We start from the raw sequence: 14,726 nt of genomic DNA on the forward strand, positions 1-14,726 counted from the left end.
GACTGTTGACTAACAACAAACAACTAACAACTGACAACTGACAACTGACAACTGACTACTTGAGCTTTTCAATCTCAAATTGTGCATCTTTGTAACCGCCAGTAAGTCCTTGATCGAGAAACATTTTGCCGGCTTTTTCTAAATCGCTAATCGCTCCTGCTTTGTCTCCCAAGGAGCGGCGAACCATGCCTCTACCGTAGTAAGCAGCAGCATAATTTGGATTGATCCGAATAGCTTGAACGTAATCGGCGATCGCACTATTGTAATTATTTAATTCCTGATAAATCTTAGCCCGATTGGCGTAAGCTTCAGCATTGTTGGGATTGAAACCGATTGCTGCTGTAAAATCTGCGATCGCCCCCTGGGCGTCACCTCCTGCGCTGCGAGCTAAAGCACGATTGTTAAAAGCATTATGATCATTCGGGTTCACTTTCAGCGCTTGAGTGCAATCGGCAATTGCTTTGGGATAATCCTTCAAATTTAAATAAGCAATGCAGCGATTGTTGTAAGGAACCCCATCCTCATCGCTCAGCAAAATAGCCTGAGTGCAATCGTCAATTGCCGCTTGATGCGCTCCCAAATTCAACTGCGTGCTGCAACGATTAGCGTAAGCATCTGCACTCTTGGGAGCGATCGCAATTACCTGAGAATAATCCGCCATAGCTCCCTGATAATCTCCTAAGTGAAAGCGAGCTCTCCCCCGACTGTAGAAAGCATCAACATTCTGAGCATCGATTTTAATTGCTTCAGTATAATCTCCAATCGCTCCTTGCAAATCTGCGCTCCCAGCACGAGCCAACCCTCGCGAATGATAAGCTTTAACAAGGTTCGGCTGCAACCGAATTACTGCGTTAAAATCCTGAATAGCCGCCTTGTAATCTTGCAGTTCTAAATAAGCAATTCCTCTTTCATAATATGTATCAGCATCATTGGGCTGGAGATTCAAAACCTGAGTGTAATCCTCAATTGCCCCGCGCTTGTCGTTAAAATCCTTACGGGCTAGCCCGCGGTTAAAATAAGCCTGAACATATTTAGGATTGAGTGCGATCGCCTGAGAATAATCTGCAATTGCTTCTTGATACTTTTTTAAATCATAATTAAGATTACCGCGCTGGTAAAAACTCTCAGCATTTTTAGGATTCAATTGAATTGACTTATTAAAAGCCTGCAAAGCTGCTTCCGCATCTTGATTGCGAGACTTTTCTACTCCCAGTTCGTAATATTCCTTAGCTTTAATCGGATTCGGCCGACTCGCATAACTAAACAGAAATATCATAAATATCACCGCCCCGAATCCCGCCAAAATCAGCCACCAAAACCGACTTCCCCGTGACGAAAAACTATCAGAAGACATTAACAGGGGAGAAATACTTTTCTTTTGAGCCATATTTCCCTGCTCTGGGCGGTGTCTCAACTTCCTGAGAGCTGCCAACACTTCGTCCGCAGATTGATAGCGTTTGCCAAATTGGTGGCAGACCATTTTGTCAATTATATTTGCTAGTCCAACAGAACATTGAGTTCGGTTTCGCCAAACAATTTCCCCCGTGTGAGAAGGACTCGGATTTTGCAATTTTGGCAAATCCGTACCGGGCAAACCCGTGATAGCTTGCACTGCCATCATGCCGACTGCATAGAGGTCGCTGCTAAATTGGGGGTTGCCTTGAAATTGTTCGATCGGCATATAAGCCGGAGTTCCGGTAGCAATGGTGCGCGGAAATTCTGTATCGTACTCGCTGACGTGATTGGCAACTTCTTTAACCGAACCGAAGTCAATTAAAACTAATTTGCCGTCTGGTTTGCGGCGAATTAAGTTGGAGGGATTAACATCGCGGTGAATCACTCCCTGAGAGTGTACGAAGGCGAGAACTTGTAAAACTTCTTCCAAAAGATCTAGCACTCGTTCTTCCCGCCAAGGTTGACCGGCCACAATTTCCCTATTTAGCGCGTGTCCGGGCACAAACTCTTCGACGAGGTAGAATTGATTTGCTTCTTCAAAATAAGCGAGTAAAAATGGAATTTGATCGTGTTTTCCCAGCTTTTCTAATATTTCAGCTTCTTGTTTAAATAAGCGGTAAGCTGTTTTAAGAACTGTGGAAGTATTGCTGGGAGGGCGCAGTTGTTTGACTACACATTGAGGGTGGCCAGGACGGCGAGTATCGACAGCTAAATAAGTTTGTCCGAAAGCACCCGAGCTGAGAATTTGCACTACGCGATAACGCCTGTCTAAAAGTTGACCAACCATGTTCATATCGGAAATAGGGAATTGGTAACGGGGAGGTGGTAATTGGGAGTTGGTAACGGGGAGTTGGTAACGGGGAGTTGGTAACGGGGAGTTGGTAATCTGGCCTTCTTCCTTCTTCCTTCTTCCTTCTTCCTTCTTCCTTTTTTCTTCTTTTTTTAACATCTGACTAACGACTAATAGCTTATTTAGGATCGTTTATTTGTGCTTGTGCATTTTGGAAACCATCGGCTCTTCCTTGTTCTAGAAAGAGGGTTGCAGCTTTCTGAAAATCCTCGATCGCCCCAGCACGGTCTTTGAGTTGGCGGCGGACGAGGCCTCGGCTGTAAAAAGCGCTAGCATTATTGGGGTTGAGCCGCAGCGAGTGAGCGAAATCCTCAACCGCTAAAGGGTAATTTTTTAGTTCTGAGTAAATAGTACCGCGATTGCTGTAAGCTACTGCATCGCTGGGATTGAGTCGAATTGCTTGAGTAAAATCTTCCACAGCGCCCTGCTTGTCTCCCGAAGCCGATCGAGCTAATCCTCGATTGCTGTATGCTTTGGGATTGTTGGCGTTGAGTCCGATGGTCAAACTGCAATCTTCGCTCGCCTTTTGAAATTGTTTTAAATTCAGATAAGCAATGCAGCGGTTGTTGTAAGCTGCTTCATCTTTTGGAGCGAGGCGAATGCCTTCGGTGCAATCTGCAATCGCTTTGTCGTAGGTGGCCAAATTCAAGTAAGCGCTGCAGCGATTAGTATAAGCATCACCGAGATCGGGTTGCAATTCGATCGCCTTAGTATAATCTTCCATCGCTCCTTGATAATCTGCCAGATTAAACCTCGCTCGACCGCGACTGTAGTATACGCCAGCTTGTTTGGGGCTAATTTGAATCGCTTGAGTAAAATCTGCCATTGCTCCCGTTTTGTCGCCTGCAGCCGATCGAGCTAAACCCCGATTGCTGTAAGCTGTAGCATCGTTGGGACTCAGCCGAATTGCTTGAGTGTAGTCTTCAATTGCCGTGCGGTAGTCGGCCAAATCGTAGTAGGCTAAACCCCGCTTAGAGTATGCCTCACCGTCGCTGGGATTGAGTCGCACTACTTGGGTGAAATCTTCCACGGCCCCCCGCTTGTCCCCGATGTCGAGGCGGGCCATACCTCGATTGTAGAGAGCTTTGGTGTGGCTGGGATTGACTTTAATTGCTTGCGTATAATCCTGTATTGCTTGCTCGGTTGCGCCCACGTCGTAGCGAGCGTTTGCCCGCGTGTAGTAAGTTTCCGCATCGCCGGCATTCAGGGCGATGGCTTGAGTATAATCGGCGATCGCGCCTGTTGTGTCACCTTGCTGCGCCTTGGTAACGCCGCGGGCTAACAATTCTTTTGCCCTCCCCGGACTTTGACTCTGCCACAAATAAATTATCAGTGCCGTCAAGATTAAAGCTGCCGCTGTTGTAGCCAACAGCAGCAGTTTGGTTGGGCTTTGTCTTCGCGGTTGACTCATAGCGTCCGTGATGATTGTGGCTGGCGGCGGCTCAACCTCCAATTTTACGGCGATTTGTTTGAGGTCTGCTAAAACTTCGGCGGCCTCCTGATACCGTTCCTCGCAGTCAGGGCGCACCATTCGATCGATAATATCTGCTAGGGCTGCCGAACAAGTTGCCCGGTTTCGCCAGGGAATTTGGCTTTTGTTGTTTTTTAAGGCACTCAGTTCCTTGGGTGAGAGTCCCGTCACGGCAAGCTGAGCGATCGTACCTAGAGCGTAAATGTCGCTATTGTACCGGGGGTTGCCACTCAATTGCTCGATCGGCACGTATAACTCCTGGGCCGCCAAATCCTGTTTTTTTGCCTCATGGCGTTTAACAGAGTTCGGGGAAGTTTGCGACAACAAATGACAGTTAGCAAGTTCCGGGTTAATTTCTTTGTCTAAGCTAAAGTCTACCAATACAAATTTGCCGTCTGACTCGCGCCGGATCGCTCTGTCTGGTTGAATTCTGCGGTGAATGAAACCTTTCTCGTGTATGAACACCAAAATTTCTAATATTTCTGATAGCAGACCAATTACTTGGTCTTCATTCCACGGTTGACCGGGTATTAGTTCTTGACTTAAAGGTGATCCGGCAATAAATTCTTCAATTAAGTATAAACTTTGATTTTCCTCAAAATACGCCAATAATTCGGGAATTTTGTCGTGTTTTCCCAATTTTTCAATTATTTCTGCGTTTCTTTGAAATATAACTTTGACTAATTCTGGGGTTTGCGAACTTGTGCCGGGTAGCCGCATTTCTCTAACCGTGCATTGCGGATACCCGGGACGGTGAGTATCTGCTGCTAGATAAGTTTTTCCCACCTCACTTGAGTCTGTGACTTTAATGATGCGGTAACGTCTGTCTAGAAGTTGACCAATCATGCTTTGCCCTCTACCCTATTAATGTTCCATTATCGCATGAAATTAGGATAGCCAAAATATTTGGCTGAGTAATTTAAGTTCGAGCGAGTCGTGACTCCCACCCAAAAACGGATAGTTGCTTTCCCACAGGAGTCGTTAGCCTCCCAAAATTTTAGACCCGAGTTGAAGCTCCCCGATTCATCTGTGGAGTTAATCTAAAATCTAAAATCTAAAATCTAAAATCCACTGACTGAGGAAACGGGCGATGGGATTGGCTCGCCAAGTCCAGCGCTGTGGCCACGCTCTTCTAATATCTTAGAAAAAAAATGCTGAAATTGTTTATCCTCTCAATGAAAACAGTATAATTTAACAACCGGGGCGGAGGTGACTCAAATGAACGTACAACTGGTTGAATCCCTAATTCAAGTTCTCTTGTCTCTCGAAGCCGGCGAGCAATTAGCGATTGTAGGAAAAAGATTAAACAATCTCCCTTGCCCTTTGACTCAGAAACTCGTGCAGCTTGCCCAAAAGGGCGGAAATTTAAATTTTTTGAATGACGCAGCAGAATTTTATATACTCGAATACCGAGAAGCAATTGCCTGATACTCAAAAACAGGAGATTGAGAGAACTTTTAAATGTGTGAACAATAAAAATGTCTGAATCACTAACAAAAGGAGGAACGATCGCAGCGATCGCCACTGCCATAGTTCCCCAACAAGGCAGCGTCGGCATTGTGCGAGTTTCCGGTTCCGCAGCCTTAAAAATTGCCGAAACTCTGTTTTGCGCCCCAGGACGGCAAATGTGGGAGTCTCACCGCATTCTTTACGGCCACATCCGCCGCCCCAAAACTCAAGAATTAGTCGATGAAGCTTTGCTGCTAATCATGAAAGCACCGCGTTCTTTTACTCGCGAAGATGTGGTGGAATTTCACTGTCACGGCGGCATTATGGCGGTGCAGCAAGTCTTGCAGTTGTGTTTGGAAAATGGGGCGAGATTGGCGCAGCCGGGAGAGTTTTCGCTGCGGGCTTTTTTGAACGGGAGGCTGGATTTAACTCAAGCTGAAAGTGTTGCAGATTTGGTGGGAGCAAAATCGCCCGCTGCTGCACAAAGTGCTTTGGCTGGTTTGCAAGGAAAATTAGCGCAGCCAATTCGCAAATTGAGAACAACTTGTTTGGACGTGCTGGCAGAAATTGAGGCGAGAATTGATTTTGAGGAAGATTTGCCGCCTTTAGATGAAGCTAAAACTTCTTTGGAAATAAATCATGTTTTGGAGGAATTGTCAACAATTTTGGCAACCGCAGATCGTGGAGAATTGTTGAGAACTGGTTTAAAAGTAGCGATTGTTGGGCGACCGAATGTGGGAAAATCGAGTTTGTTGAATGCGTGGAGTAAGAGCGATCGGGCGATCGTCACGGATTTGCCCGGTACGACGCGGGATGTGGTAGAATCGCAGCTAGTTGTGGGCGGAATTCCGGTGCAGGTGCTCGATACTGCGGGAATTCGAGAAACCGAAGACAAGGTAGAAAAAATTGGTGTTGAGCGATCGCGCGCAGCAGCAAAACAAGCCGATTTAGTGTTGTTGACAATTGACGCGGAATCTGGTTGGACAGAGGGCGATTCGGAAATTTACGAACAAGTAAAGCACCGCCAGCTAATTATAATTATCAACAAAATCGACCTAGTAAACACCATCCCTGAACTACCTTTTTCCTCTGAAACTCACCGTATAGTTACCGCAGCCGCCGCCCTCGATCGAGGCATAGAAGACTTAGAAACAGCAATTTTAGATGCCGTCAGCGGGGGAAATTTGCAAGCAGCCAACTCAGATTTAGCAATCAACCAGCGGCAAGCAGCCGCCTTAACCAAAGCTAAAATTTCTCTAGAACAATGCACGGATACTATTAGCAACAAATTGCCTTTAGATTTCTGGACAATAGATTTGCGCGGGGCAATTCAAGCATTGGGGGAAGTTACGGGCGAAGAAGTGACAGAATCAGTGCTCGACAGAATATTTAGCAGGTTTTGCATTGGTAAATAGTCATAGAAAAAGAGTAAATTAAATAGGTAAGCTGTCTGGCATTTAAGTTGTATTTTTAGGGCGGGCGGGACGCCCACCCTACAATAATTTCACTCTTTGTGGAACAGGCATCTTGCCTGTTCTTGAGAATGGTGTAAGATGTTAATTTCATCAAACTTGACTGTAAAATTTAGATGCGCCTGGGCTTAGTGAAGCAATACTACTGACAAATAACAACTAAGTCATTCTTACGATCGAGGTCTTCCCAGACTTGTAATATAAAGCACAGCCTCACCCGCAGGAATACCGAGAACGTCATTGACGCGATCGTCAAAAAAGCCCGCGATACCGCTGACACCCAAACGCAGTTGCATAGCAGCTAAATTCAACCGCTGGCCCAAATGACCCGCGTCCATGTGCAAATAGCGGTAAACTCGATCGCCATATTTTGCTACAGCCCTGTTCAAATCCGCCGTGTGAAATAACAGCGCCCCCGCATCTCTGCCCAAGTCTTGCCCCAAGCACAAAAAATGCAACTCCCTGCGGAAATTTTTAAACCGAATTTGCCGCAATTCTTGAGCTTTCGGAGCGTAATAGTAACAGCCTTCTTCTAACCCATTCACTCCCGAAACAGCAATAAAAGTCTCGATCAAACTTAGATCGAAATAGTCTGGAGAACCGTCTAATCCTTGGTCGATATAGTGCTGGGGCTGGTAAGTAAAATCGAGCATAGCTAGCAGTTCGCCCAAGCTCAAAGAAGCACCTGTATAAGCACGGGTAGAACGCCTTTTGAGCATAGTGTTTTCTAACGTTTCCAGGTTCACTCCCCAAGGAATCGAAGGAGTGACCGTCGAAACTTTAGTACAAAAGGGAAAGTTGTATTTATCCTCTAGTACCCCTTCACTTTCATCAAGTTTCCAGCCGTCTGCTCCGGTAGGGTCTGAGTCTAAATGCGTGGCTTTGTGGAGGTATTTTAACAGTTGACCTTCGGAAATTTTCGGGTAATCTGTCGTGGTGTTTCCGGGCAAAGCGGTTTTAAATTTAGGCAAGTTTTGGTCAATATCTAGCAAGTCGGCTAAAGCAAGTACACAAATCGCTCCTTCTTGCTCCGAGTCGATGTACAGTAATTCATTGACAGCTTCGTCGGCGAATCCTCCAATCAGGTGAGGTCGGTAATCGTTGACGGCGCAAGCTAACTCGATATTGCTCAATAAATGGCCGGTGTCTAGAAAAATTCGCCGATAAGCTCGGTCTTCGTAACGCCAAGAAGAACGGAAAAAAACAGTGGTAATGGCGATCGCCAATTGGGTATTTTCTAGCGCTGGCGACTGGAAACAAGCGGCTTGCAATGATGGCCAAACTTGACTGTCCCAAAAATGAACAAGTGAATGAGTTCTGCACTGATAGTTGTAGAGTCCGGCCGGCAACTGGGCAGTGCCGCGGGAGATTAAATAAACCTCTGCTGGGTAGAGTCCACCCGCCGACGGTGCAGATCGCAAATACAGGTAGCTGTCGTCTACCGTCTGCACTTTCGCCGTCAACCCGTAGCTGCACAGCAACAAGCTAGATAACCGATGCCACCAAGCGGCATCGGGATCGGCATCGGCATCCTCCGAGGGGTCTTTTAGATAAGGCTTGAGGTCAAAATACGCTCCAATTTTATATTCTTTGAAAGGCACAGGTTGCTCTGTCCAATCGAGCTGTTTGCTTTTGGCGGCAATGGTTTCAGGGTCGTATTTTGTCCGTTCGTGGTAGTGCTGAGCTATGGAGAGAGGAAGTTCTGGCATATTTCAGTAGAGGATTCGCTTTGGTTTCTCGATCGATCTTGACATTACTAAGCGTTTACTGGTCGAGCAAGGCAGAAATTTACAAATATAAAAAAAATCTTAGAAAAAATGAGATCGTTGTTACACAAGCTTAACATAAAACAATGCCTAAGTATAAATACACAAATTAATACCCATTAATTACTGTTATGGATTGGCTGCAATAGCTGTCCTCATAAATGGATGAAAATGCAAAAGCTAAGCGCTGAGGAATTGCTCGCTCAGTATGCTGAGGGCAAGCGAAACTTTAACGCCGTTGACTTAAGTGAAGATAACTTGTTTCAAGCCGATTTGGCAGAAATAAATCTTTCTGGTAGCGTTCTGAGGCGAGCTTATTTGCCCTACGGAAATTTGACTGAAGCCAATCTTTATAAAACGGATTTGCAAGATGCTGAGTTGGGCGACATTCAACTTTATCATGCCAACTTGTCGGAAGCAAATTTATCCAGAGCAAATTTATCCAGAGCAAATTTGCGCCACGCCAATTTACAAGGTGCCAATTTGCAGAAAGCGAATTTGCAAGGTGCGGATTTGTACAATGCAGATTTGAGGAATGCGGATTTGAGATATGCGGATTTGAGCCGAGCTAATTTGGAGAAAGCAAAGTTAACCAAAGCTCAATTAGCGGGCTGCAACTTATTCCGATCGCGCTTGGTTGATTTGTCGGAAGCTGAGTGCGATCGCACTACTATCGGGCCCGAAGGATATTGAGGATTTGCAGCGCTGCGGGCGATCGGCTTAAAAGGTCGATCGCCCTTTTTTACATTTCTTAACATCTATCGACACAGCGGAAAATGTGAGTTACAGTTGTAAAAAACTTATCGCTCCGCAACATTGACAATAAATAACACACTTTGCCACCGGCAAACCGGGTAAAATTTATGAATTCTCCCGACAAAAAAGCAAGAGAACTCCGGCACAAAGAACAAGAGCTGCGGAAGCGCGAACAAGAAATTCGGCTCCGCGAACTAGAATCAGAAATCGACCGCTCAGTGCCAGAACATCGGACGAGCAAGTACGAAGAACCAGACAGCCAAGCTAAGGGCAAACTCAAACAGTGGCGCCGAAAAATTATAGCAGCCGCTCAATTTACAGGCCTTGTCATTGCTGTTGTCGTTGCAGTTCGCATAGCATCTTGGCTGGCAACTGCGCTGATAGTTGGAGGAATTGCTTTGATTGCTTACAAAATGTTTATTGAAGAAGACAAAAGTTGAAAAGCTCAAGCACAAAACTATCAGGAAACACCCATGAACCTTAAAGTAGAAACTAGCAACTTTCTCAACGATTTAGAGCGAGTAGCCGCAGTCCGCCGAGAAATTGCCGATCGCCTCAGCAACATCGCCACAGCCATTAACCAATCAGAATTAGCAGGAGGAGAAGCATCGGGAAAACTCGGTTTAGAAACAGACAACGCTGACATTGATGTCGCCAGTAAAAACTTGCGCCAAGGAGTCTTTCGCCTGCTAGTGCTAGGCGACATGAAACGCGGAAAAAGCACTTTTCTCAATGCCTTAATCGGCGAAAACTTACTGCCCAGCGATGTAAATCCCTGTACAGCTTTGCTGACGATTTTGCGGTACGGTTACGAAAAAAATGTTACCGTTTATTTCAATGACGGCAAAAGCCCCAAACAGCTCGATTTTAAAAGTTTCAAACAGAACTACACAATTGACCCCGCTGAGGCCAAACGTTTAGAAGAAGAAAAGAAACCAGCATTTCCCGATATCGACTGCGCCGTAGTAGAATATCCCTTACCTTTGCTGGAAAAAGGCATAGAAATAGTAGACAGTCCCGGACTGAACGATACAGAAGCCCGCAACGAATTATCTCTCGGTTACATCAACAACTGTCACGCTATTTTGTTTGTGCTCAGGGCAACTCAGCCTTGCACAATGGGTGAAAGACGCTATCTAGAAAATTACATCAAAAATCGCGGATTGAGCGTTTTCTTTCTGATCAATGCTTGGGATCAGGTGCGGGAAAGTTTGATTGACCCGGACGATCCTGAAGAATTGGCAGAAGCAGAAGGGAAACTGCGGCGGGTTTTTCAAGCTAATTTAGGTGAATATTGTTTAACAGAAGGACACGATATTTACGACGAGCGAGTGTTTGCAATTACCTCACTTAAAGCGCTCAGGTTGCGGCTCAAAAACCCGGAGGCGGATTTGACAGGAACTGGTTTTCCGGAGTTTATGGCGGCACTCAATACGTTTTTGACGCAGGAAAGGGCGATTTCGGAATTGCGTCCGGCGAGGACTTTGGCGCGTCAAATTTCTGCTCGCGTCCGCGAAGCTGTTGGACGCCGATTACCATTACTAGATCGCGATGTCAATGAGTTGAAGGAAAAGATTAATTCGGTTGAGCCCGAGTTTAAAAAACTGACTCAGATTCGCGATGAATTTCAACAAGAAATCATCGGCGTTAGAGATAGTAAATCGCGGGCGATCGCAGATTCTTTCCGCGCCTACGTTCTTAACTTAGAAAATACCTTTGAAACAGATTTTTTGCGGTATCAACCGGATCTGAATTTTCTGGATTTCTTCAGCCAAGGCAAGCGAGAAGCCTTTGAAGCATCGCTCAAACGAGCATTAGAGCAGTACATCAACGACAAATTAGCAGCTTGGACTCTCACAGCAGAACAAGAGATGAATTCAGCCTTTTCACAGCTATCGAAAAGTGCGGCAAATTACGGAGCCTCTTACACGAAAGTGACTGAAAAAATCACCGAAAAACTGACTGGGCAAAAAATACCAGCAGCAGTCAGCAACTCAACCGAAGATAACTCGCCCGCTTGGGCAAAATGGGCGATGGGATTGTTCTCGTTAACGACCGGAAATCTGGCGGGCGTAGCAATGGCAGGAGCGGGTTTTGATTGGAAAAATATCCTGCTTAATTTAATCACTGTGTTGAGCGTCAGTACGATTTTTGCTAGTTTGACGGGGGTTGTTTTGGGACCGCTGTCATTGGCTTTATTGGGAATCGGTGTTGGGGTTTTGCAAGCAGACGGAGCTCGCAAACAGTTGGTAAAAGCGGCGAAAAAAGAGCTGGTGAAATATCTGCCGCAGGTGGCTCAAGAGCAGTGGCAGCCGATTCACGATGCTGTGAAAGAGTGTTTTGATGTTTACGGGCGGGAAGTGGGCGATCGCATGAATGCGGATATTAATTCTCGGAAAGCTGAGTTAGATAATTTGCTGGAACAAAAGGAATCTCGCGAGATTAATTGTCAGGCTGAATCTGAGCGGTTGAAAAAGTTGGAGGCTGATGTTTCTGCCGAGTCGCAGAGTATTGAATCCCTATATCAAGGTTTCCTAGCATCCGCTAAATGAAATAAAACAGCAATATGCAACAACCCGAAATTTATCAAAACCTGACCGACTATCTCAAATCAGCACTCGGTATTCTCGAACTTGACAAAAACTCCCAACTGTATCGAGATACCACCTCAATCTGCGACTATCTGGCCAAACCAACTTTTCAAATTGCTGTCTTTGGCCCGTTTAATTACGGCAAGTCAACTTTGCTCAATGCTTTGCTGGGAAATCGTGCTTTGCCGATCGACCTAGTACCCACTACAGGTGCTGCCATTTATGTCAACTACGGCGAGGAATTGCGCGCAAAAATTACCCTGAAAGACGGCACGGAAGTTAGCGAACCGGGGACTGATGTTTTGAAACGCTACGCCATCCTTGACGACGCCAGACAAATGCGGGATGATGTGGCGGCCGTGAATGTTTACTGTCCCCATCCATTCCTGAAAACGGGTGTGGAATTGCTGGATTTGCCGGGAACCAATGACCGGGAAGAACAGGATAATTTAGTCAGGGATAAATTGCTAACGGCTGATTTAGTTGTGCAGGTTTTAGATGCTCGCAAATTGATGACTTTAGGGGAACGGGAGAACTTGAGAGATTGGTTGAGCGATCGCAACATCAACACTGTCGTCTTTGTTGCGAATTTTCTCAATCTACTCGAACCAGACGACCAAAAACAAGTTTACAATCGCTTGTTGTTTGTTGCCGAAAGTTTTCGCTCGAACTTGCCGACCAATATCAGCAATATCTACCGCGTCGATGCTTTGCCCGCTTTGAGGGCGAGGTTGAAAGGAGATGTGGCTGCCGCCCAAACTACAGGAATTGCCACGTTTGAATCGGCTTTGCAAAGTATTGTGGCAGCTCAACAGGAACAACTAGCAGTTAAGTTGCCCAGAATTGAAGCTATAGCTACTAACATTTGCCAATCTCTCCGAGCCAAAGCTGAAACTGTCGCTGCAGAAATAGCCGCAGCTCAAAAAAAGCACAAAGACAAAATTGAAATTAAACAAAAAGCTGAAAAACTGATATCAAAAGGGTTTTTAGCCAGCGTTTCTGACTTCGAGAGTTGGCTTTACCAGCCCACACTTTTGCAGCGGTATCAATCGGAAATGGCGCTGTCGCTTCAGGAAGGAAGTTTTGATGCGTGGAAGCTAAAATTTCAGCGAGAGGCGTTACATCAGCAGCAAACTATCGCAGAATGGGTAAATAAAGCTTGCGAATTCTTTGAGAAAGAACAGCCGATCGCACTTTTGATTTCCTTTCCTCCATCCCCGCAAGTCACCTTACCCGAACCGCCGCCACCTCCAGCTCAAAAGTCGAACGAGGGCGAAGTGGCTCCCGTGGCGATCGCCACTGGCTTAGGTTGGCTGTTAGGCGGGCCTGTAGGAGCCGCAGTAGTCGGCGGTGCTAGCTATATTTTGAATAAAAGAACTGGGTATGAAAAGCCGGCTGAATCGTCAGAAGCTTATCTAAATCAAGTAAAGGAAATTTGCAGTGAGGCTGCTAAAAACTATCTCGCTCGCTTCAGCAGCGATACTTTTTCCATGCTGCAACACTACAAGGAAATTGCCGGAAAAGTTATCTGTTTTCAAGACAGCCAAGAGCCGCTACAGACAAATATTCAGCAATACCAGATCCAGTTAATCAATAATTTGTTAGAAAATATCGAATCCTACCTTCAAATGACCAAATCTGTAATTAACGGCAAATGATCCGACCCGACATTGCGGCCAGTACGAATCTTTAAAACACCAATTTCTTTGCTGACTAGAAAGTGATCGATCGGAATATAAGCCAGCGGCATAAAAGTCGGCCAAGTCGGTAAAATGCCAAAGCCCGATCGCGCATTTCGCAAATTTCCGGTTTTTACCATATTTTTGTAGAACGGCGACCACATTGTGGTATTGAAATCCCCAACCACAATCAGCGGATTTTTTACTTGGGCTGCATACTCGCCGATGCCTGCTAGCTGTTTATTGCGATCGATAAAATTCTGCTGTTTTATCGGTACAGTCGGATGAACAAGAATCAGAGAAATGATTTTACCTTGAAATTTCACATCTGCAAACAAGCTTTTTCTTTGCTTTGAAAAGGCTTTAACAGAAGTATTTTCTAAAGGCAGCTTGCTGTATATTGCACTGCCAAATCTCTCAGATTCTTGCAGGTTGGAAGAGTAAGGAAAAATCTCGCTTAAGACGGCTAACTCTTTCGCCCAAACTGTGCTAACTTCTACAAAAACCGCGATATCAGGTTGTTCTGTTTTAACCAGCGATATCACCTCAGAATAGCGTCGGTTATTCGTTAAAACATTTGAATGCAAAATCCGCAAGTTTTGTCCGGGAGTCTCTCCTGCAAAGGCTGGCGCTGGGAAATACCAAGGAACAATTTCCGCCAAGTTAAGGATAATACAAAATGCGCTCACCAGCAACCATATTTTTTTTGAGCGCACGAGAGCGAAGAAGATAAAAATTGGTAACCCAGCCAACAGATATTGTAGTTTAAAATGAGAACTTAACTCAAAAAATAGGTTAAATTCTCCCAAGTAACCTGTTATTGACAAGAGTGCATTTACAATTGCTGCAAGCATAAACCATTTTAAAATTACGTGCTTCAAGCTAATAATTTGGTTATTGCTGTGCAGTAACGCCCATTTCAGCTTAATTTTAAGGTCGTTGGTAATAGGCAATTTATCAACTTCTCTTACCAGTTCTTCTGGCTGTTCCAACTCTCGCCGCTTTTGATAAAATCTCACCAGCAAGCTATCTACCACAAAATAACTAAAATAATTGGCAACAAATCCTACAAACACCAACACACCTAAACCGATTAGCATACCAAAGGAACCGCCGATTTTCCTCAAAGCCGACCAAGTGGCTGCGTCACCTGTTTTACCTGTCGCTACTCTCGCTATTAATAGCATTAAAGTAGGCAATCCGAGCGTGATTATGTTTCTGATGATAGAGTCCATTG

General features: G+C 45.4%; 10 protein-coding genes. 6 read left to right on the forward strand and 4 right to left on the reverse strand.

Translation table 11 applies throughout. The features are described from left to right. Positions 1-55 precede the first annotated feature (55 nt). Together QUA47_RS10960 and QUA47_RS10965 are read right to left on the reverse strand one after the other, a co-directional pair. Positions 56-2,242 (reverse strand): tetratricopeptide repeat protein, encoded by a 2,187-nt coding sequence (locus QUA47_RS10960; protein WP_445302504.1) that lies wholly within the window; start codon positions 2,240-2,242, stop codon positions 56-58. Positions 2,243-2,423: 181 nt separating this feature from the next. Next, complete coding sequence (locus QUA47_RS10965; protein WP_333430762.1) at positions 2,424-4,622, reverse strand: tetratricopeptide repeat protein; 2,199 nt, start codon at positions 4,620-4,622, stop codon at positions 2,424-2,426. A gap of 372 nt (positions 4,623-4,994) precedes the next feature. Between QUA47_RS10965 and QUA47_RS10970 the strand changes: the two genes are divergently transcribed. Together QUA47_RS10970 and mnmE are read left to right on the forward strand one after the other, a co-directional pair. After that, a complete protein-coding gene (locus QUA47_RS10970) occupies positions 4,995-5,204 on the forward strand; it encodes a hypothetical protein (protein ID WP_333430763.1) in 210 nt (69 codons plus the stop codon). Positions 5,205-5,254: 50 nt separating this feature from the next. Next, complete coding sequence (mnmE, locus tag QUA47_RS10975; RefSeq protein WP_333430764.1) at positions 5,255-6,640, forward strand: tRNA uridine-5-carboxymethylaminomethyl(34) synthesis GTPase MnmE; 1,386 nt, start codon at positions 5,255-5,257, stop codon at positions 6,638-6,640. A 227-nt stretch (positions 6,641-6,867) separates the two neighbouring features. Here the strand turns inward: mnmE and QUA47_RS10980 are convergent, their stop codons facing one another. Beyond that, complete coding sequence (locus tag QUA47_RS10980) at positions 6,868-8,406, reverse strand: SagB/ThcOx family dehydrogenase (protein ID WP_333430765.1); 1,539 nt, start codon at positions 8,404-8,406, stop codon at positions 6,868-6,870. 228 nt (positions 8,407-8,634) lie between these two features. Here QUA47_RS10980 and QUA47_RS10985 point away from each other — a divergent pair, with 228 nt between their 5' ends. The 4 genes from QUA47_RS10985 (at position 8,635) to QUA47_RS11000 (ending at position 13,468) form a co-directional block, all read left to right on the forward strand. Then, a complete protein-coding gene (locus tag QUA47_RS10985) occupies positions 8,635-9,156 on the forward strand; it encodes a pentapeptide repeat-containing protein (RefSeq protein WP_333288292.1) in 522 nt (173 codons plus the stop codon). 170 nt (positions 9,157-9,326) lie between these two features. After that, entirely contained in the window at positions 9,327-9,659 is a 333-nt protein-coding gene (locus QUA47_RS10990) for a hypothetical protein (protein WP_333430766.1), read from the forward strand. Positions 9,660-9,692: 33 nt separating this feature from the next. After that, a complete protein-coding gene (locus QUA47_RS10995) occupies positions 9,693-11,771 on the forward strand; it encodes a dynamin family protein (RefSeq protein WP_333430767.1) in 2,079 nt (692 codons plus the stop codon). Positions 11,772-11,785: 14 nt separating this feature from the next. After that, complete coding sequence (locus tag QUA47_RS11000) at positions 11,786-13,468, forward strand: dynamin family protein (protein WP_333430768.1); 1,683 nt, start codon at positions 11,786-11,788, stop codon at positions 13,466-13,468. Here QUA47_RS11000 and QUA47_RS11005 read toward each other — a convergent pair. Beyond that, positions 13,435-14,724: an endonuclease/exonuclease/phosphatase family protein gene (locus tag QUA47_RS11005; RefSeq protein WP_333430769.1), complete on the reverse strand. Its 1,290-nt coding sequence runs from the start codon at positions 14,722-14,724 to the stop codon at positions 13,435-13,437. The two genes, QUA47_RS11000 and QUA47_RS11005, sit on opposite strands and share 34 nt — an antisense overlap. Positions 14,725-14,726: the final 2 nt, after the last annotated feature.

Origin of the sequence: Microcoleus sp. MON2_D5 (assembly GCF_036701905.1) — a bacterium.
Lineage (GTDB): Bacteria > Cyanobacteriota > Cyanobacteriia > Cyanobacteriales > Microcoleaceae > Microcoleus.